Source organism: Virgibacillus sp. MG-45 (assembly GCF_036409425.1).
In the GTDB taxonomy this organism is placed as follows: Bacteria; Bacillota; Bacilli; order Bacillales; family Amphibacillaceae; genus LDC-1.
In genome coordinates this window covers 56,834-77,912 of record NZ_JAXOFU010000006.1, presented here as the reverse complement: position 1 = coordinate 77,912, position 21,079 = coordinate 56,834, and the positions used below count along the sequence as shown (strand labels likewise).

Sequence of the window (21,079 nt, the reverse complement as noted above, 5' to 3'; positions counted from 1 at the left end):
TCCTAAACCAACTGGCGTGTAATTTTCACTTGCCAATTATGGCTGTTAGTAATGCCTTTTGAGCATGCAGCCTATTCTCTGCTTGCTGAAAAACAACTGACTGCAAGCCATCTATTACAGATGCTGTTACCTCTTCTCCACGATGAGCAGGAAGGCAATGCATAAAGATTGCATCTTTTTTAGCTTGTAAAACAAGTGCTGAATCCACTTGATACGCGGAAAAAGCTGCTGCTCGCTCTACCTGTTCTGCTTCTTGTCCCATACTCGTCCATACATCAGTATATAGAATGTCTGCATCTTGAACAGCGGTGCGTGGGCAATTCGTTACTTCCACATTTCCTTGATTTTGATGCGCAATTGAAACAGATTCCTTCACAATTACCTCGTTAGGCTCATATCCTTTTGGAGTAACAATCGTATTGGACATTCCCATTTGGGCAGCACCAAGCATTAATGAATGAGCCATATTATTACCATCACCAATAAATACAAGTTTTTGATCTATAAACGTCCCTTTTATTTCTTTTATTGTCAACAAATCTGCCAACACTTGACAAGGATGATACATATCGGTTAATCCATTAATTACTGGAATTGATGCTTGCTTTGCAAAAACTTTCACATCCTCGTGTGAATTTGCTCGAATCATAATTCCGTCCAAATAACTTGAAAGTACACGAGCAGTATCGGAAATAGCTTCTCCTCTTGCAAGCTGGAGGTCTTCCGTTCGCAAAAATATAGCATTTCCTCCAAGCTGATACATACCCGCTTCAAAGGAAATTCGCGTTCTTGTTGATGCTTTTTCAAATAGCATTCCAAGTGTCTTGCCTTTTAGAGGTTGTGGTGAATTATCAAGAAGTTGTTTCCGCTTCAATTCTTGCGCAAGATCAAGCAAGTAATGAATTTCTTCCTTAGAAAAATCAGCAAGTGTTAAAAAGTCTCTCCCTGATAATAAACTACCTAACATGATTTCCTCAGGAAAACTAGCCATCGGATAGTAACACACTCCTTTTTGCTGAGATTGTCGCTTTCTTTTCGCCTAACCACACTTTACTCTTCATCATATTCTCTTTCATTATCTGCATTTGATCGTTGACCCGACAGCTTGCCGTACCACCTGCAATATTCCGTGCATGAATGATTCTCTCCGGCTGTAATACATCAAAAACATCCGCTTCAATCAGATTGGAAAAGGATTGCATGTCTTCTAACGTAAGATCTAAAAGATACTTCTTGTTCTCGATACAATATAGCACGACCTGACCCGCAACGGCATGCGATTCACGAAATGGCATTCCTTTTTGTACGAGATAGTCAGCAAAATCTGTCGCATTTGAATAATCCTGCTGTACCGCTAGTTTCATTGCTTCCTCATTTACCCTCATCGAACGAATCATTGGGGCGAATAATTCTAAAGCTCCTTTCCAGGTTGCAATTGTATCAAACATACCTTCCTTATCCTCCTGCATATCTTTGTTATATGCGAGCGGAAGCCCTTTTAGCATGGTTAAAAGACCGATGAGATGACCATAGACACGACCACTTTTTCCTCTAACAAGCTCAGCAACGTCTGGATTTTTCTTTTGTGGCATCATACTGCTTCCTGTACAAAAAGCATCATCTAATTCAATAAAGGAAAATTCTACACTCGACCATAGCACGAGCTCTTCACATAAGCGAGATAAATGCATCATCCCTAGCGATGCAGTTGCTAGAAATTCAACAACAAAGTCACGATCACTAACTGTATCAAGACTGTTTTCTGTAATTTCTTCGAATCCTAATACGTCGGCAACGAATTGTCGATCAATGGGAAGTGAAGTCCCTGCAAGTGCACCTGCTCCTAATGGTGAGCGGTTAATTCGCTTCCAGCTATCCATTAACCTTTCAATATCACGCTGAAGCATAAACACATATGCCATGAAATGATGTGAGAGCAACACTGGCTGGGCACGCTGTAAATGCGTATAGCCTGGCATTAGCGTTTCTAAATGATTTTCTGCTTGGATCACTAATGCGTGTTGAAGCTGGACAAGCATTTCAATTAACTCCAATAGTTGCTCACGTAAGTATAAACGCATATCAAGTACAACCTGGTCATTCCTACTTCGAGCAGTGTGAAGTTTTCCTCCTACACCGCCTATTTCATCCATTAACAGCTTTTCAATATTCATATGAATATCTTCCTGTTCTTCACTCCACGCTACTTCTCCAGCATCAATTTTTTGCGCGATAGTTTCTAATCCCTGCTTGATTTGGTCAGCTTCCTCTATTGTAATAATTTCACACCTCTGTAGCATTTCTACATGAGCAAGACTTCCTTCTATATCGTGCTTTGCTAATTGCTGATCAAAAGAGATGGATGCTGTATATTCATCGACAAGCTGATTCGTTGATTTAGTAAATCTTCCTCCCCATAACTTCATTCTTTCACCGCTTCCTTCACAGCAATAAATGTTTCTAAATCTTCGATACTGTTCGTTGCTAGCGAGTCATTTACTTTTGTATGTACCTTTGTTGGCATCCCCCAAAGCTTAATAAACCCTGTTGCGGCTTTATGATCGAAGCTATCCTCAGATTGATATGTGGCAAGCCCAAAATCGTATAGTGAATTCTCGGAAGAACGACCAATTACTTGGATATTGCCTTTAAACAATTTTACGCGTACTTTTCCTGTCACTGTTTTTTGCGTTTCCTCCAGAAAACTACTTAGTGCGTTCATTAATGGGGAATACCACAATCCGTCATACACTACTTGCGCAAATTTTTGCTCAATCAATGGCTTAAAAGCAGCAACTTCTCGAGTAAGTGTTAAGGCCTCTAGCTCCTGATGTGCGGCAATTAATGTAGTTGCTGCTGGCGCTTCATACACTTCTCTAGACTTAATACCGACGAGACGATTTTCAACATGATCAATTCGTCCTACCCCGTGCTTTCCAGCGATTTTATTTAACGTTAAGATCAATTCTTCTAAAGGTAGTGCTTCACTGTTCAACGCAACTGGCTTTCCTTGCTGAAAAGAAATCTCTACGATTTCAGGTATATCAGGGGCTTTAAGTGGATCTACTGTTAATTCAAATGCTTCTTGAGGCGGCTCTATCCATGGATCTTCTAGAATCCCGCATTCATTACTGCGGCCCCATAGATTTTGATCGATACTAAACGGGTTATCGATATCGACTGGAATTGCAATCCCTCGCTCTTTTGCATACGCTATTTCCGTTTCTCTAGACATTGCCCACTCTCTTACAGGCGCTACAATCTTCAATTCAGGATGAAGGGCTGAAAATGCCACATCAAAACGTACTTGATCATTCCCCTTGCCAGTACAGCCATGCGCAACAGCTATTGCACCCTCTTTTTTAGCAATACCAACGAGAAGTTTCGCAATCAATGGACGAGATAAAGCAGATATTAAAGGATATTTCCCCTCATACAGTGCATTTGCTTGTAATGCAGGTAATACATACCCCTCAGCAAATAGCTTTTTCGCATCGATAACATATGATTTTATTGCTCCTATTTCGATTGCTTTTTTCTTTATAGTCTCTAAATCCTTGCCTTCTCCAACATCAATAGCGACTGCAATAACTTCATAATGGTAATTTTCCTGAAGCCATTTAATTGCAACTGAAGTGTCTAGCCCACCAGAATACGCCAATACAATTTTTTCTTTTTCCATCTTTGCCACTCCCTTTCCTGTATATCTATACACATTTTCGTATTATTATGCATTAATATGTATAGAAATTCAACCCTTCACTAAAAAACAGGAGAAAAGTCCTTGCTTTTATTTCTATTTTGAGAAGATGAGACAAAACAGGAGCATTTGTATCAAAGACAGGCAAATAAGATCGCTTTTTCCACCGGGACAAGGAGCGCTTCAGCAGTGATACATTGTCCGTAGAAAAAGCGATCTTCTTTTTTTAGGTGTCTCACCTATTTCAACTACTCAGTAAAGACATTTAATAAAAAATTGTTTTAATCTAGCAACTCCTATTTACAATAAAACAGTTACTAATCCAGGGGTAATAATTGATACGATTACCGCACTCATTACCATCGCTATGGAGCTAACCGATCCTTGTAAAGCACTAGATTCTAATGCTCTTGCTGTGCCAATCGCATGCGATGCACAGCCAAGTCCAACTCCTCTTCCAAGATCATGCTCAATGTTAAATAGCTTAAATACGATGGAGCTGAGGATAGCACCACCTATTCCAGCTATCATAACAAATACTGCTGCAAGCGCAAATGCACCACCTTCTGCTTGGGCAATTACCATTGCAACTGGCGTTGTAACAGACTTCGGTGCTAAAGAAAGAATAATTACCTCTTCAAAGCCTGCCCACTTTGCAAGTAAGATACCTGTTGTTACACCAACTATTGCTCCAACAGTTGTTCCAATCAAAATCGGACCAAGTAGATCTTTCAACAGCTTCCGTTGGACATATAATGGATATGCAAGCGCAACAACTGCTGGTCCTAATAACTCATTAATCCAATGTCCCCCAACCATATATGTCTCATATGGAATGTGAAAAAGTAGTAAAACGGTAACAATGATTACGGTTGATATTAATACAGGTACGGTAAATGGCAAGCCAAACTTCCGATGTACCTTGACGGCGATTAGATAGCTCACAATTGTAAAGCCAATTGCCAACAATCCATACAATAGGTTAACCATGGCGCATCTCCTTTCTGCGAATGAGCCATTGACTAACAAGACTTGACCCCGCCATAACAAGCACCGTACTTACGAGTACAATCGCAATTAACCAAGCTCCTTTTCCATTAAACAAATGAAAATAAGAGATAATACCTACTGTTGCTGGAATAAAAAAGAAGGATAAGTGCTTAACCATGAATTGCATACCGGCTTCCACCCAACGAACATCAATTATGTTCGTGGATAATAGTATAAAAAGAAAAACCATCCCAATTATACTTCCAGGGATGAACAAATGAAAAAGATGTTGTATCGTATTTCCTATCCAAAAAATGCCGTACAAGGCGGCAATATGAACCATGATGCGAATGTATGTCATTGTTGTAAATTCACAGTCCTTTCTTTGCTTTCTCTATACTTATTACGCTTCTCAAAACAAAAACGGTTCTTCCTAAATATATTCCCCAAGATCAAATGCATTTTCTTTTGGAATATATTGATAAGCTGCCATCTTAACTTGATTTTGTTCATTTATTACGATGCCTTCTTGCTCTAATAGTCGCCGTTGTCTAGTTGCTGCTTCACCACGTAATGAGATCTTGCCTGTTTTATTTAAAACGCGATGCCATGGAAGCTGATATTTATCACTCATAGAATGTAAAATCCGAGCGACCTGTCTCGCTGCTCGCGGGTTGCCAGCCGCCGCAGCAACCTGTCCATACGCCATAACATGGCCAATTGGAATTTGATTAATAATTGTTAGCACACGTTTTGTAAAAGGAGTTAACGTTGAACTTTCCGCTTTCACTCTGTGAACCTCCTACCCCGAAGAAAAACAATACTAGGAAATTCGCGTTCCATTTTCAACTTGTTCGTCAATATTTAATAATACGACATCGCCTTCCTCAGGAACACCGCCTAAAACTAGTACTTCTGACTTGAACCCTGCTATTCGAAGTGGTGGAAAGTTAACGACAGCAGCAATTTGTCTCCCAACAAGCTGTTCTGGCTCATATCGATTTGTGATTTGTGCAGACGACTGTTTTACTCCAAGCTCGCCGAAATCGATTTTCAGCTTGATAGCTGCCTTTTTTGCCTCAGGAAAAGGCGCCGCTTCTACAATTGTTCCGATCCGTAAATCTAATTTTGTAAAATCGTCGAACGTTGCCATATAATAGCCTCCTAGCTTCTATTTTCCTTTACTATGAACAAGCTTCTTTAGATTATGATTAATATTACTCAACGTAAGCAAAATAAACCCTAGCATCACAAAGGTGACAATCTCACCTGTAAAAAACGAAAGTGCTCCAAGAACGATTGCATAAATCGTATAAAGCCATGTATGCAAAATAGCTTCCTCCCTTCACCTTCCAATATATATTAACTATACCATATTCCGCTTTCCCATTAAGCATCTAAACTAGGAGAAAAAAGAAAACAAGCCCCTTCACTAGAAGGAGCCTACTCTCTATTATTGATATCCCCAAATCATCGTCAGCAATGTTCCAAAAATGGTAACAAGTGCGATGAAAAGTGCATACAAAACATTTGTATAAATCGAATGTTTATCCTCGGACTCTCCGGCATGCATAAACATGACGAGTTGGATACTCGCTTGCATGAATGCGGTCACGAGTAAAATAATGACACCTGTTTTTGGACTAAGATCAAACATTAAAACAGATAAAGCCACAACTGTTAAAATGAGTGAAAATACGAATCCCATGACATGCTTGATAGGAAAAAGTTCTTTTAAACTCATTCTACATCATTCCTTTCAAATAGACGAAGCTGAAAATGAAAATCCAAACAACGTCTAGGAAATGCCAGTAAAGCGAGAAAATAAATGACTTATTCGTTGTTTCAGGCGTGAGCCCGCGCTTTTTCACCTGAATGAGGATCATTATTCCCCAAAATAACCCTAATGTTACGTGAGCACCGTGTGTTCCAAGTAGTGTCAATAAGATAGAAGTAAAGGCACTAACTTGTATTCCAGCACCAACATGTACATAGTGGATGAATTCATAAACTTCCACTGCAAGGAAGCCTGCTCCTAGCAATAACGTAATGATGAAAAATGACATCATTGCCTTTTTATTGCCTAATCGCATTGCATGAATTCCAAGACCAATCGTAAAGCTACTTGTTAAAAGAACGAATGTCTCAATTAACACCGGTGATAGTTCAAAAATTTCGCTACCAGTAGGTCCATTCCCTGTTCGGTCCACTAATGTAAAGTAGGTTGCAAACAATGTTGCAAATAACGCAATTTCTGCTCCTAGAAAAATCCAGAACCCTAATATTTTCAATTGGTTTTCTTCTGTACTATATTCACTTGGAAGCGAGTGGTCAATTTTCATTTTTTAGCACCTCGCATTTCTTTTCTGTTTCCATAACTTCTTCTACGGAAATATAATGTCCATGGTCTTTTTCGAATGAACGAAGCGCCATAAAGACAAAGATACCTATTGCAGAAATAATCGCCAAGGTCCACATACTGAATACCATGCTAAACCCGAAAACAAAGAAGATTACGCCCATGATGAATGGTGCACCACTATTGTTTGGCATATGAATTTTTTCATAGCTTCCTTGGAATAATGGTTTACCATGCTCTTTAGCATCCCAAAATGCTTCTGTTGAAGAAACAGTTGGAGTGATAGCAAAGTTATATTCAGGAACAGGACTATGTGTTGCCCATTCTAGCGATCTAGCATTCCACGGATCTTCTGTAACATGTCTTGGTGCATAACGTGTACTCCAATAAATATTGTAGACGATTAAGGCAAAGCCAATTGCCAGCCCTGCAGCACCAACAAAGGACAGTAGGTTCAACGGTCCAAATCCAGTCGACTCCGAGTACGTATACATTCTTCTTGCCTGTCCATTTAAACCAGTAATAAACATTGGGAAAAATGCAAGGTTAAAGCTAATCGCAATAAACCAGAATGACCATTTTCCAATTTTTTCACTTAAGCTGAAGCCGAAAATCTTTGGCCACCAATACGTAAAACCAGCCAGTACAGCAAATACCGTACCAGGAATTAGCACATAGTGGAAATGCGCCACTAAGAACATTGTATTATGATATTGGTAATCGGCACTTGCCATTGCTAGCATAACGCCTGTTACCCCGCCGATAAGAAAAATCGGGATAAATGCCATGGCCCATAGCATTGGTGTTTTAAATTCGATTTTTCCTTTATAAAGCGTAAATAGCCAGTTAAACATTTTTACACCAGTAGGCACAGCAATCGCCATTGTCGTAATCGAGAAGATACTATTTACCATTACGCCATGGCCCATTGTGTAGAAATGGTGTGCCCATACAACAAAGGAAAGGGCCGAAATTGCCACCATACTGAATACCATTGACTTATACCCATAAAGATTTCTACGGGCAAAGGTTGAGATAATTTCACTGTAAATTCCAAACGCTGGGAGAACAACGATATATACTTCTGGATGTCCCCAAACCCAGAACAGGTTTGCCCAAAGCATATCCATTCCGCCATTTGCCATTGTAAAGAAGTTTGTACCAAAAAGACGATCCATTGTCATCAATGCTAGTGCTACAGTTAATACTGGGAAGGCAAACACAATAATAATGTTCGTGATGAAAACAGACCATGTAAACATTGGCATCTTCATCATTGTCATTCCCGGTGCACGCATTTTCAGAATCGTAACGATAAAGTTAATTCCCGTCATCAATGTTCCAATCCCGGCAATTTGAATGGCAATTGCATAATAATTTGTTCCTACACTTTGACTAAACTCATTTCCTGCCAACGGAAAATAAGCAGTCCATCCTGAATCAGGAGAACCTCCGACCACAAAGGAAATGTTAAATAGCATCGCCCCAAAAAAGAAGAGCCAGAAGCTAAGTGCATTTAAGCGTGGAAAAGCAACATCACGAGCGCCAATTTGCAATGGAACAACGACATTCATCAATCCAATGATAAATGGCATTGCCATAAACAAAATCATAACGACACCATGTGTTGTGAAAATTTCATTATAATGCTGTCCATCTAGCAGCCCATTTTCCGGAATTGCTGTTTGTGCACGCATTAATAATGCATCCGCCCCACCTCTAAATAACATCAATAGAGCTGATAGAACATACATAATTCCAATTTTTTTATGATCAACTGTTGTAAGCCACTCATTCCAAAGATACCCCCACTTTTTAAAGTAGGTCAACCCAGCTACAATTGCGATCATAACGCCTACAATCGCAAACTGTGACATCACAATCATTGGGTCACTATGTGGAGGGGCAAATCTTGAGAAGTAATCCATGTTGTGTAACTCCTTTGTTAGATAAAAAGCGATCCCCATCGATTAGTCTTTTTATCTTTAATTTGTTTGATTCAATCGAAAGCTCCTACCTACCAATTGGTAGTAGAAGGCAAAGCTACTTTTCTATTATTCTTTTTCTTGATCATGTGCTGACGTATCATGCTCACTATTATGTTCATTTTCTTCTTCATCTTTATTACCATGATTATGACCAGCATGTTCTCCCTCTGGAGGAGGTAAAAATGTTAAATGTGTACCGGTATACGTTTTTCTACCAAGATGTCCGTCTTCTAGCAACTTATTAAATGTTGTTTCTGTTAATGGTTCTGCGGTACCTTTTACATCTGCTACCCAATTATCAAATTCCGCTTGTGGCATTGCTAATGCTTCGAATTCCATTTCAGCAAAGCCAGCTCCACTAAAGTTTGCGTTTCTTCCCATATAGGACCCTGGTGTATCTGCTAATAAGTGCAGTGTATTTACCATGTCGCTCATCGCATACTTTTGTCCACCAAGCTGTGGAATCCATAAGCTAGAAATCGGCCCATAAGAGTATAGTTTAAATTCGATCGGTCGATTGATTGGTAAATTAACATAATTTACTGTTTCTATATTTTGCTCAGGATAGCTAAAGTGCCATTTCCAATTTGATGATGCAGCATAGATAACCAATGGTTCTTGATCCTCATAGCCCTTCGGTGTTGTCTCAATTTCACTTGTCGACTTCACCGTAACGACTGAAAGAAAAATAACAATAATGACTGGTATTGTAATCCAAATCGTCTCCAAAAGCTTGCTTCCTTCGATATGAGGTGGCTTATAATCCTTATCTGCCTTAGAAGCACGATATTTTACGAGCATAAATATATATAGTCCAATAACTGTAAATACGATAGAAGCCATCGTCCAAATCGATAACTTTATTACATTGGCTTGTGTTTCAGCAACTGGACCTTTAGGATCCAGCACCATTAAGTCACACCCTGTAAGCACTGTGACAATAGTGAAAACTAATAATAACAAACCCCATTTCCTTTTCATGAAGGTACCCCTTTCTCTTTTCAAAGCTGTAGATACATGCTGTGTATTTATCCAATCGATGAAGATCAGATATATGCTGCTTCGGAAAATGTCTTATGTGTTATTTTATTGAAGACGTTATATGGTTTAGCTTGAACAGTGTAATACCCTTTGCCCTAAAATGCATTAAAATATGACATATGTCACAAAAAGTTCATCAAAATATATACATTTAGTGACAAGAAGTAGAATATTTTAAAAACTCATAGTGCATGATCGGTAAAAAAAGTAGCAATACCAATGGTTTAAGGTGTTTTAGTAATGGGCTTCCAATTTATTCATTTAGAAGGAAATTAGAGGAATTCACGTTTAAGATCTATATTAATAACCGCAAGAGAAAAAACCTTTACGAAAAACAGTAAAACAAATAAAAAAAGCATTTGTAGGTTTTTTTTCAAACCTACAAATGCCTGTAATTATCCCATCTTAACGAGAAGAGATCACTTTAGTAGCTGCTTCTTCGAAATTTGCTTGTTCATATGCCGCTAACAAATAGTCAACGATATGGACCGCTTCCATGTTCTCTGATAGTCCTTCCCGTTCTATTCCGAGCTTCATTTGCAGCAAGCAACCTGGATTTGCTGTTACAATTGTTGTTGCTTTTGTTTTTGTTGCTTGTTCCATTTTATAATCTAAAATTTGCATCGACATTTCCGATTGAACAATATTGTATATTCCTGCGGAGCCACAGCAACGATCCGCATCTTTCATTTCTATAAAAGTCACCCCATCGATTGCTTCTAATAATTGGCGCGGCTCGATAAACGTTTTTTGGCCATTTCTCAAATGGCATGAATCCTGATACGTAACAATTTGGTTTTCTAGCCGTAATGGTAGCTTGTGAAAATCGAGCTCGATCAGGATTTTAGTAACATCCTTTATCTTTGCACAAAATGCTTGTGCACGCCCGTTCCATTCAGGATCATCCTTTAATAAATGATCGTATTCGACTAAGAATGCGCCACAGCCCCCAGCATTTGTAATGATATAATCAACCGCGGCATCCTCAAACGCGGCAATATTTCGCTTTGCCATCTCACGTGCCTGATCTAGTTCGCCACTATGTCCATGTAGTGCTCCACAGCAGCTTTGTGTCTCTGGAACGACTATTTCACAGCCTGCATACTGTAATAATTGGATCGTTGCATCGTTTGTATGCATAAACATCGTATCCATTAAGCAGCCTGAAAAAAATGCCACCCTCTGCTTTCGCTCTTTTGTTAAAGGGGGAATGTGGCGAGGACGTTGCTTCATTTCCTTCATTTTTGGTACTTGTGGCAGGACTTTTTCCATCGCTTGCATACTTTCCGGAAAAAGCTTCATAATACCAATTGCTTGTGCGAGCTTTTGTGTGCCTGAGCGTTGATAAAACCCGAGCAGTCCGGTTAATCCAATCATGCGATTTTGATAAGGAAACAAATTTTTAAAAAATATGCCTTTCATTATTTTCTCTGGTAGTGAACGGTGATGGCTTTGATAAATAGCGTCTCTTGCTTGCTCAAGCAATCTACCAAATTTTACTCCTGATGGACAAACCGGTTCACAGGCTCTGCACCCTAAGCACATATCAATCGATTGCTTTACTTCTTCACTTGGCTCAATCAGGCCATCAACAAGCCCCTTCATTAACGCAATCCGGCCTCTTGGTGAATGAACTTCATTTCTGCCAGTTTCTATATAAGTTGGACAAGTAGGCAAACAAAACCCACACCGTGTGCAATTCATCAATTCATCGTAATCTATTTTTTCTTTAAATGCTTGCTGTATACGCGTTTTCTCTCGTGCGTCCATCATTCCACCACACCTTCTCGAGGAGACATTGCAAACACTTTTCCTGGATTCATAATGAAATTCGGATCAAGTGCCTTTTTAATACTTCGCATCGCTTCCACACCCGCTGCCCCAGCCTTTAAATGAAGATACGGAAGCTTCATCATCCCTACTCCATGCTCTCCTGTAATCGTTCCCCCAAGCTCAACCGCTTTCGCAAAGATTTCTTCAAATGCCTTTTCAACCAATGCCATTTCTTCTTCATCACGTGCGTCGGTTAAACAGGTTGGATGAAGATTACCATCCCCAGCATGACCAAACGTACAAATCGTCACATTATACTTCTTGGCAATTTCATTAATAGCCCGTACCATTTTTGCCAGTTCTGATCGAGGAACAGTAGCATCCTCTAGAATCGTTGTTGGTCTTAGTCGAGACAATGCAGATAATGCAGTTCTTCTTGCCTCCGTTAGCTGCAAGGCTTCTTCGGCAGTTTTTGCTACTTGTACAGCAAATGCGCCGTTTTCTTTACAAAGTAGGCCTATTTTATTTATATCTCTTGCCACAACCTCTTCAGGTCCATCCTGTTCAATTAATAATATCGCCTTCGCTTCAGTAGGTAGCCCGATCTGCGCAAAATCTTCAACAACTTTTACCGTTGCCTGATCTAAAAATTCCAATGTTGCTGGAATGATGCGATTCGCAATAATTGCAGAAACAGATTGCGCTGCTGCTTCTAGATCATGATAAAGCGCAAGCATGGTTTTCTTTGTCTCTGGCTGTGGGATTAGCTTTAAAACGGCCTCGGTAATGATACCAAGTGTCCCTTCTGCTCCAATATACAAACGCGTTAAGTCATAGCCTGCAACATCCTTCGCAAGCTTTCCTCCTGTTTGGATGATTTCTCCGTTTGGAAGAACGATTTCCAGTCCAAGCACATAATCGCGCGTAACGCCATATTTAAGTCCGCGTAATCCGCCCGAGTTCTCACTGATGTTGCCACCGATTTGAGATATATGCATCGATCCAGGGTCAGGCGGATAAAACAGGCCCACCGATAGTGCCGCTTCCAAAATATCCTTTGTATATACGCCAGGTTGAACGGTCATCGTAAGGTTTTCTTGATCGATTTCGATAATTTGATTCATATTTTTAAAGATTAGTACAATCCCACCTTCAACAGGCGTTGTTCCGGCGCATAAATTGGTGCCAGAACCACGTGGAACGATCGGGATTTTGTATGTATTGCATACGTTGACAACTGCTGCAACCTCAAGCTTCGTACGTGGTGCAATCACTGCGTCTGGAATAGTTTGATACCTTGGTGTCGAATCATAGGAATAAGCAAGCAAGCTTGCATTATTATCTTCGAAATTTGCTTCTCCAACGATATCTATAAATTTCGCCTTTATTTCCTCACATAGCATACGCATTCTCCTAATCTATTCATATTAATTCTATTGTATGAAATCGAGCGAGAAAAATATATGTGCGCGCAAATAAAAATATAGGCCTATTTTAAATATAATTTGTTCTTGTGAACAAATTCTTGTTTTCAAATGATTCGATTGCATGTATTTCCTTCCAAAATAGGACTGCAATGTATAAGTTAACGAGGTCTTCAACCTTATCTAAATCTAAAGCCGTTATTTCGGTAATTCTTTTTAAGCGATAGTGCAGCGTATTTCGATGCAGATGCATATAATCTGCCGTTTTTTGAATTGCCATATCATGTGCGAACCAGCTCTCTAGCGTAGTTAATAAAACATGCTCATCACTCAATGTCCCTATTATTCTTCGAATAAATTCTAGCTTCGTCTCCGGCTTTAATTCATGCTGCAGCATTGCAAATTTTAATTCTGTTTCAAAAATAATCGGCGCTTTCTTATACGCGATGCGTGATGCCCATTCAGCCTGTTTAAATGATTCGGACAGCATTTCTGCGCTCACGACTTCTCCTATTCCAGCAACAATATCGATTCCCAACCGTTCTTTCATTCCCTCTTGAAATTCACGTACCTTATGCTTTAATTCACTTTTTTCCATTTTTGAACAAAGTAAAACGAGCTTTTCACTTCCAAGACGAACGAATAATCCCTTCTCCTTACTTCCCCACTTATCATACAATGCTTCCATTTCTTTAAACGATAAATGAATCGCTTTATCTACACTGCGAAAAACAATCGCTTGCACATATTTATGCATGTCAATAGGAAAGAAACGACTTCTCTTGTATAAGGCCTCAAAATTACCTGAATGGTGGAGCCAATCAAAAATAAAAAGCTCTAATTCTCTTGCATGCTCTTCTTGATATATTCGGTTGGTCGAATCTTGAATAAACAATTCTGTTACCTTACGAACAACCATCGCATACGGCTCAACAAGTGATGGATCGCCGGTAATTCCAAGAACTCCCAATGGAGAACCTTCCATAATAATTGGTAAAACAACTCCTTTTCGAACTCCCTGCAAGCTTCGTGTCCGCTCTTTTGTCATAATCATTTTTTCCTTCTTTTGCATTGCCAGCCATGCTCCTTCATGGAATGCCCCTACTCGTTTTTCTTCTGTACTAGCAACAATTGTCCCTTCTTCATCGGTTAAAATGACATCTTCATTTATGAGCCCTTTAATTTCTTGAACGATGGAATGATACAATTTATTTTTTTGAAAAACGGAACGCACACTTACCACCTACCTTCTATAAATTTAGCCAACAGAAGTCGATCAACATCCTAATTGATCGCTTCATTTTGACATGTTTCTCATTTCTTTCGTTACTTCTATCATAACTTCTTTCGATGCTATTGATTGGTATTCACTTGTATAGACTATTTCCCCGGAAATAAATTCAATATAAACCCTTTCTTATACTTGTTTTCATCTTTCGACAATATCAACAATTCTTCTTTTTATAGTATACAAGGAAACTATTATGGACTTGAAACATTACACTCTATTAGATAGCTCTTATCGTTATCCTGATAAACCCGATCGATTATTGTGTGATGCCAAGGCTCGTTTAAAAACAGAGAGCTAGACTGGCTATTGTTCTATAAAGCATTTTTCCTCACGCAAGCAATCTTATAGTTTTCAAAATAATAAAAAACGCTGTCCCAAACCTTCATGGAACAGCGTCAAGCCTTTATTTAGCTATTCGTTATTGAACTTCTTCTTGTCTTTCTTTATCCTTTAGCTTCCACAGTTTTCCCGGCCAGAAAGCATACCGCCCTAAAACAGTCGTTATCGCCGGAACGAGCAATGGTCTAACGACAAATGTGTCGAGCAGTACGCCAATCGCTGTTACTAAGCCAAATTGAACGAGCACTTGAAGTGGTAGCATCGCTAAAACAGAAAATGTTCCTGCTAAAATTAAGCCCGCTGAGCTAATAACAGTTCCTGTTTCTCCAACTCCTTCAGCTATCGCTTGTTTTAAAGGCATGGAACGCCGCTTTTTCCAAATGCTTGATACCATAAAAATATTATAATCTTCTCCTAGTGCGACTAAGAACACAAAGGCATAAACCGGGATTAAGCCTTGCATTGCAGTTGCTCCAAGACCGTAGTGAATAATAATCCAGCCAAGCCCTAATGCTGCTAAGTAGGATAACACAACCGTAGCTAACAAATAAACCATAGCAACGATTGAACGAAGGTAAACTACTAATAACAAAGCAATAATAAGTAATACGACTGGTATAATAATGGATTGATCTCGACTCGTTACTTCCTCCGTATCATAAAGTGTTGCTGTTTCTCCACCAATCCATACCTTTGAGTTTACTTCTTTTACTCCTGCATCCTTTAAGCTATTTTCTGCAATTTCTTGGAGCTTTGGAACTGCTGCAATTGCCTCTGTTGAGTAAGGATCAACCGCTAATGTAACTGACCATTCCTGTAGAGATGGATCCTTTGATCCTTTTGTAGGATCACTAACATTTTCAACAATGGAAAGCGCTGATAGCTTTTCTTTTAATGCAATTTCTTGTCCATCTGTTTGTACGATAACCTGAGCAGGCGCAATTTCACCTGGTGGGTAATGCTCTGAAATGACGGTGAATCCTTCTCGAGAAGGCATATCTTCTGGAAACGATTCAAGTAAGCCATACGTATACTGCATTTTTGGAACAAAAAGACCAAGGCCTCCTAATACGACTACACAAGTGATAATAATCGTCCATGGCTTTTCTGTCACCCAACGACCGATTACTCGATAGAAGCGACTTTGCGATTTCGGACGTTTTAGCTTTTTACCTTTCTTTTCTTCAAGATTTTGAATCATCGCTTCTGTTCTAGGAATAAACGGGAAAAAAGCAAATCTGCCTAGCAATGCTAAAATAGCCGGTAATAAGGTTAATGCTGCAATTCCCATAATGAATATGGATAAGCTAAAAGGAACTGCAAAACGATCATAGGATGCATAATAAGCAAGCCCTAATGTCAATAACCCCATAACCGTTGTCATCGCGCTAATCATAATTGCTCCACCGGTTCCACTTACAGCTTTTCGTAATGCAACATATTTATCTGCTTCGATTCGTAATTCTTCTCGATACCTAGAAATTAGAAATAAACAATAATCTGTCCCAGCACCGAATAATAATACGGTCATAATGGAGATTGCTTGTGCATCAACTTCTATCCAACCTTTATCTGCTAGCAAGCCTAGCAGAGGACTAATTAATCCATAAGCAACCCCAACAGCAATTAGTGGAACAAGCGCAAGAATTGGTGATCGATACAGAACAACTAATAACACCAACACGAGCAACACGGTTGCAATAAGAAGCGTTACATCTGCTTGACTAAATAATGATACCGCATCTGTTTGAATGCCGATGGGTCCTGTTAGACGAACATGAAGCCCAGATTTTTCTAAATCCTTATCAAACACCTCTTCTCCAACACTGTTTGAGATTACTTTTTTAAGCCGTTCTAGATCATCTTCTAACAATTCTGTTGCTGTATCTGGCTCAAAAAATATAGGTGTGGTCAATGCTTCTCCGTCTGATGACGCCTCCTGCTGTAGCGCTTGTGGAGGCAACTTATGAAATGGCGGTATCATTGCTTGATATGCTAACGGATTTTCAACAAGCTCCCCATATACTTGTTGAATTTGTTCATAATCCGCCGTGTCCAATCCACCATCTCGATACCAGACAAGCAATAAAGGTGTTCCTGCATCATCGGAAAACTGCTCCTCCGTAAGCTTTGATGCCTCTACTGACATTGCATCCTCTGGTAAGAGCTGATTTGATTTTGTTTCTCGATCATTAACCTGTGGCCATACGAAGGAAAATATTGCAACAAGTAGCACCCAAATGAATATTGTCATCCATCTTGAGCGCGCTCCTGCTACAATTCCCCCCCACTTCGAAATGCCATTTTTCATCGATACTCCCCTTCCCTACTTTAAAAAATAATTTCGATTAATACTTACAAAATAAACTCTTTTTTAATTATATATACTGGTAGGTTAATTTCCAACTGTTTTTTTCCTCGTATATTAATCAATATGTGGTATACTGTTTCCGAATGAATGTATGAGGAGAGAAATGCAATGAATCATAAAAAACAACGCACCCCTGGTAGACCACCTGCTAATCATCAAAAGCTGCCAACTGATCAGTTAATTTTACAAAAAGCCGCCCAGCTATTTCTCGAAAACGGCTATAAGGACGTTTCCATGGATGATGTTGCTAAAAGCTGCCAAGTAACAAAAGCAACTGTTTACTATTATTACCAAACAAAGGCAGATTTATATTCCGAAACAATGACTCAAATGATGGAGCGCGTGCATCAAATTATGATTCAAATTCTCTCAGAAGATGCACCACTATATACACGGCTTTATCAAGTTGCTTCAGCTTATTTAAATGCAACCGTGCATATTGATATGGACGATATGATCAAAGGAACCAAAAATTCATTATCTGAAACGCAAATAAAAGCAATGCAAGAAGCAGAAGCAAAAATATATCGTGTTGTCGCTAACGCATTAGCAACGGCCATGCATACAAAGGAAATCAGACAAATAGATCCTCTTTTTGCAGCACATGCATTTATTTCACTATTAAAAATCGGGAATTATCGAGATACAGACAATAACGGCCTTTTCGCATCTGTCGATGATTCGGTTTTAAATATTATTAATTTCTTCTGGAAGAGCATCGCAAACGAATAACTGTCAATTCAAATGTTTTTATACGTGCTCTAAAATAGGTAAGCCTGTTTGAGCAATTTTTTCTTTTCCGTGTGCGTTTAAAATCTCATTTACAGTAATTCTTGCTGACTCTAAAATTGTTGGCAAGCCACTCCCTGGGTGTGTTCCCCCACCAACAAGCCAACAACTCTGAAGCTCCTCAAACTGGTTATGCGGTCGAAATATCATCATTTGTGATAGCTGGTGACCTAAATTAAAGGTAGCCCCTTTATAAACAAATATTTCGTTTTCCCAGTCTGCTGGAGTAATCATACGTTCGACCTCAATTGCTTCTTCAAGGTTTTCCATGTTGAGCGTTGCAGCGAGTTTTTCTAATACAAGCTGACGAAAGCCTTCCTTTTCCTTTTCCCAGTTTAACCCGCTTTCATTATTTGGCACTGGAACTAATACATAGAGTGCTGATTTCCCTTCTGGTGCAAGCGTGGAATCTGTCACACCAGCGTTTTGCACATAGATTGATGGATCATCTGATAGCTTAAATGATTTCGTAATTTCTTCTACGTTTTTCACATAATCGTCTGCGAATATAATCGAATGGTGTGGAAGATCTACTTCTTTGTTCAGACCAAGATATAGCATAAATGTAGAGCAAGAATAAGATTTTTTAGCTAGCTTTTCTTCTCGGTACTTTTTCAGCACACCCTTTTCCACTAAATTTACCATTGCATGAGCAAAATCGGCATTCACAATAACTTCGTCTGCCTCTACACGTTCACCACTTTCTAATATAACCCCTTTTACATCCTTTCCTTCTGTCCAAAGCTGTTTTACGCCACGATTCAGATGGATGCGACCTCCATACTCTTTGACAACCTGAGCCATTGCCTTCGGAAGCTGATTTAATCCCCCTTTTATATGATAAATCCCATAGGCATGCTCCATATAAGATAATATGGCAAATGCACCCGGAGATTCCCATGGGGACATTCCTAAATATTTTGATTGAAAGGTAAAAGCAATTTTTAAATCATCCTCGGTAAAATAGCGCGAGAGAACATCAAATAATGATTTGCCCAACTCAAGCTCTGGAAGTGCACGAAGCACTTTAGGTGAAAGCATGTCAGTGATCTTACTCATTCGCTGTTGTAGTAACGGAGTTAGAACCTCCATTTTCTTTCCTATGTCCTGCATAAATTGATCATAGCCCTTGCTATTTCCAGGAAATAATTCCTCAATTCGTTCTTTCATTAGCTCGCGATCTCGTGTCATCGCCAATTTTTTATCAGCAAAAGTTAATTCATACATCTCATTTAGTTCGATTAATTCTAAATAATCGTGGACATTACGATCAACAGCTTGAAATAGCTCCTCCATAATATGTGGCATATTTAAAAAGGTTGGTCCCATATCAAAGCGAAAGTCACCAAGCTTTATTTCTGAATTTCTCCCACCAATATATGGTTGCTTTTCATATACAGTTACGTCGTAGCCTTTCCCCGCTAACAGCATCGCAGCTGCTAAGCCACCGGGACCTGCACCAACAACGATCGTTCGTTTACTCATAATTGTTCCTCCCCAAGTTTCAAAATAAAGTTATACAAACCTTATACAAACATTATACAAATAGTTTATTAGATTGCCAACTATTAAGTTAATAATTTTTATATCACCGTTGGACAAGCAAAAAAATTAGGCACTCTTTTTAAAAAAGAGGCCTAATATAACGCCATATAATGCATGCCCGAACAACCAAAAAAGTAATGCTTCACCTGACCATATGGAAGGTGTTCGTTCAGAAAGCAAAGTTAAAGGGAACAACAAAAATCCGATACCGACATTTATGAGCAAAAGTATGGACATCGATTTATTTTTTGACCATAACCGACTTTTCATTAACCAAAGCAAAGCAACAGCTAATACGATGGACACTACGAGATGTAGTGTAAATTCTATCCCTTCCGACATAGTCAATTCATTCAGCATTGGGACAAAGTCTACATTTAACAATAATGTATAAACGTTTATTGCTGTTATCGCTTCTACCCCTTTTAAAAACAACCCCAAAAGAACACCCGCAACAAGCCCTGCTAATACAGCCCAGCGCAGTTCACGCCACGTTCTCACAGATGATGCACCCCACTTTCATTCTCTACCTTTAGGCGAATTAACGATGAGCTTATTTTTTCAATATGACTGACAAACCCTTCTGGATAAGGCCGAAAGATCGTTTGCTCTAAGATATATTCCTCATTATACCGCTTTGCCCATGCATACAATAAATGCAAAATACTTCTATCTTCTCGCTCCGCATCCTTGTATTCTTGTAACAAGTGCTCCATATTCTTTTTTTCTCGCGTTGATACGTATTTAGAAAAATAACCAATCATATGCTGTAAGGCATTCATATGTTTTCCTCTTGAAAAAGAAGAAGATAACAACGCCAGCAGGCTTTGCTCATAATGCTGAAATACGTCATTGATTGAGCGTTTATCTGCATTGGCAACAATCCCTCCTAGCTTTTTCAAAACCATTGGCTGCAAGCTCATGAATAAATACTTATGCGAACGATGAAAGTTGGTTAATGATGCAAAAGACGGAGAGGATTTTACCTGATGAAACTTTGTTAACGCATATAATCGAGTCAGAAAAAGACGTTGAGTCTGAGCAGTTTGTAGCTGCTTGCGCTCGATAAAAATCGCTGCTGGAACATCCAGGTCTACACAAAAGGTTTGCTCATGCGAACGATCCTTCCAGGCACTTGCTAGTTCATTAAAGGCCTCGTGTAACGGACAATCCATAGAACAGCATTCGTATATCACGCCATCAAGGGACGGAATACTTCTCAAAAATCGCCCAATCGTCACAACCGCCGCAACCATTGGAACTTCTTTTGTAATTACCACCTTTTTATCATCAATTTCACTTACCCAGTCTTCTTGAAAGACCGCCTCGTGATCAACCGTTATATTCAATACTGCTGCCACTCGTTCCAAAAGCGACTCTAAACCTAAAAACGCTTCACCTTCACTTGAATGAAGCTCCTCTTTTTGTTCGCATTGAAGGATTGCGATGGTCGGCTTTCCCCAATCCAT

General features: G+C 39.3%; 20 protein-coding genes. 1 reads left to right on the top strand and 19 read right to left on the bottom strand.

Annotation, left to right across the window (positions count from 1 at the left end; genetic code table 11):
* Positions 1-25 precede the first annotated feature (25 nt).
* The 16 genes from argF to SPK86_RS08215 all read right to left on the bottom strand — a co-directional run bounded on the left by argF (position 26) and on the right by SPK86_RS08215 (position 17,216).
* Positions 26-991, bottom strand: a complete 966-nt coding sequence (gene argF / locus SPK86_RS08290) for an ornithine carbamoyltransferase (RefSeq protein ID WP_330949090.1) — start codon at positions 989-991, stop codon at positions 26-28.
* Positions 984-2,426: an argininosuccinate lyase gene (gene argH, locus SPK86_RS08285; protein ID WP_284140287.1), complete on the bottom strand. Its 1,443-nt coding sequence runs from the start codon at positions 2,424-2,426 to the stop codon at positions 984-986. Before argH ends, argF begins: the two co-directional genes overlap by 8 nt.
* Positions 2,423-3,682, bottom strand: a complete 1,260-nt coding sequence (locus SPK86_RS08280) for an argininosuccinate synthase (RefSeq protein ID WP_284140288.1) — start codon at positions 3,680-3,682, stop codon at positions 2,423-2,425. The genes argH and SPK86_RS08280 overlap by 4 nt, the downstream gene beginning before the upstream one ends.
* 318 nt (positions 3,683-4,000) lie before the next feature.
* Complete coding sequence (locus tag SPK86_RS08275) at positions 4,001-4,690, bottom strand: LrgB family protein (protein WP_330949089.1); 690 nt, start codon at positions 4,688-4,690, stop codon at positions 4,001-4,003.
* A complete protein-coding gene (locus SPK86_RS08270) occupies positions 4,683-5,051 on the bottom strand; it encodes a CidA/LrgA family protein (protein ID WP_284140290.1) in 369 nt (122 codons plus the stop codon). The genes SPK86_RS08275 and SPK86_RS08270 overlap by 8 nt, the downstream gene beginning before the upstream one ends.
* 72 nt (positions 5,052-5,123) lie before the next feature.
* Complete coding sequence (locus SPK86_RS08265; protein WP_284140291.1) at positions 5,124-5,480, bottom strand: MGMT family protein; 357 nt, start codon at positions 5,478-5,480, stop codon at positions 5,124-5,126.
* Between the two features lie 33 nt (positions 5,481-5,513).
* Positions 5,514-5,843 carry a chaperone CsaA gene (gene csaA, locus SPK86_RS08260; RefSeq protein ID WP_284140292.1) on the bottom strand — a complete coding sequence of 110 codons (330 nt, stop codon included), beginning with the start codon at positions 5,841-5,843 and terminating at the stop codon, positions 5,514-5,516.
* Positions 5,844-5,861: 18 nt separating this feature from the next.
* A complete protein-coding gene (locus tag SPK86_RS08255) occupies positions 5,862-6,020 on the bottom strand; it encodes a hypothetical protein (RefSeq protein WP_330949088.1) in 159 nt (52 codons plus the stop codon).
* 123 nt (positions 6,021-6,143) lie between these two features.
* Positions 6,144-6,434, bottom strand: coding sequence for a cytochrome aa3 quinol oxidase subunit IV (gene qoxD, locus SPK86_RS08250; RefSeq protein ID WP_284140294.1), 291 nt, complete (start codon positions 6,432-6,434; stop codon positions 6,144-6,146).
* A gap of 1 nt (position 6,435) precedes the next feature.
* Positions 6,436-7,032, bottom strand: a complete 597-nt coding sequence (gene qoxC / locus SPK86_RS08245) for a cytochrome aa3 quinol oxidase subunit III (RefSeq protein WP_284140295.1) — start codon at positions 7,030-7,032, stop codon at positions 6,436-6,438.
* On the bottom strand, positions 7,022-8,977 hold the full coding sequence (gene qoxB, locus SPK86_RS08240; protein WP_284140296.1) for a cytochrome aa3 quinol oxidase subunit I: 1,956 nt from the start codon (positions 8,975-8,977) through the stop codon (positions 7,022-7,024). The genes qoxC and qoxB overlap by 11 nt, the downstream gene beginning before the upstream one ends.
* Before the next feature lie 126 nt (positions 8,978-9,103).
* The gene (qoxA, locus tag SPK86_RS08235; protein ID WP_284140297.1) at positions 9,104-10,018 is read right to left on the bottom strand and encodes a cytochrome aa3 quinol oxidase subunit II; all 915 of its coding nucleotides are present in this window, start codon (positions 10,016-10,018) and stop codon (positions 9,104-9,106) included.
* Positions 10,019-10,483: 465 nt separating this feature from the next.
* Positions 10,484-11,848 carry a (Fe-S)-binding protein gene (locus tag SPK86_RS08230; protein WP_443089767.1) on the bottom strand — a complete coding sequence of 455 codons (1,365 nt, stop codon included), beginning with the start codon at positions 11,846-11,848 and terminating at the stop codon, positions 10,484-10,486.
* Complete coding sequence (locus tag SPK86_RS08225; protein ID WP_330949086.1) at positions 11,848-13,254, bottom strand: FAD-linked oxidase C-terminal domain-containing protein; 1,407 nt, start codon at positions 13,252-13,254, stop codon at positions 11,848-11,850. The genes SPK86_RS08230 and SPK86_RS08225 overlap by 1 nt, the downstream gene beginning before the upstream one ends.
* Before the next feature lie 91 nt (positions 13,255-13,345).
* On the bottom strand, positions 13,346-14,509 hold the full coding sequence (locus tag SPK86_RS08220; RefSeq protein WP_284141643.1) for a CdaR family transcriptional regulator: 1,164 nt from the start codon (positions 14,507-14,509) through the stop codon (positions 13,346-13,348).
* Between the two features lie 475 nt (positions 14,510-14,984).
* Positions 14,985-17,216, bottom strand: a complete 2,232-nt coding sequence (locus tag SPK86_RS08215) for an MMPL family transporter (protein ID WP_330949085.1) — start codon at positions 17,214-17,216, stop codon at positions 14,985-14,987.
* A gap of 168 nt (positions 17,217-17,384) precedes the next feature.
* Here SPK86_RS08215 and SPK86_RS08210 point away from each other — a divergent pair, with 168 nt between their 5' ends.
* Positions 17,385-18,008: a TetR/AcrR family transcriptional regulator gene (locus tag SPK86_RS08210; protein WP_284141641.1), complete on the top strand. Its 624-nt coding sequence runs from the start codon at positions 17,385-17,387 to the stop codon at positions 18,006-18,008.
* A gap of 18 nt (positions 18,009-18,026) precedes the next feature.
* Here the strand turns inward: SPK86_RS08210 and SPK86_RS08205 are convergent, their stop codons facing one another.
* From SPK86_RS08205 to SPK86_RS08195, 3 genes are all read right to left on the bottom strand, one after another.
* Positions 18,027-19,550 (bottom strand): phytoene desaturase family protein, encoded by a 1,524-nt coding sequence (locus tag SPK86_RS08205; RefSeq protein WP_330949084.1) that lies wholly within the window; start codon positions 19,548-19,550, stop codon positions 18,027-18,029.
* Positions 19,551-19,676: 126 nt separating this feature from the next.
* Positions 19,677-20,111, bottom strand: a complete 435-nt coding sequence (locus SPK86_RS08200; RefSeq protein WP_330949083.1) for a hypothetical protein — start codon at positions 20,109-20,111, stop codon at positions 19,677-19,679.
* Complete coding sequence (locus SPK86_RS08195; protein WP_284141638.1) at positions 20,108-21,079, bottom strand: YbgA family protein; 972 nt, start codon at positions 21,077-21,079, stop codon at positions 20,108-20,110. The genes SPK86_RS08200 and SPK86_RS08195 overlap by 4 nt, the downstream gene beginning before the upstream one ends.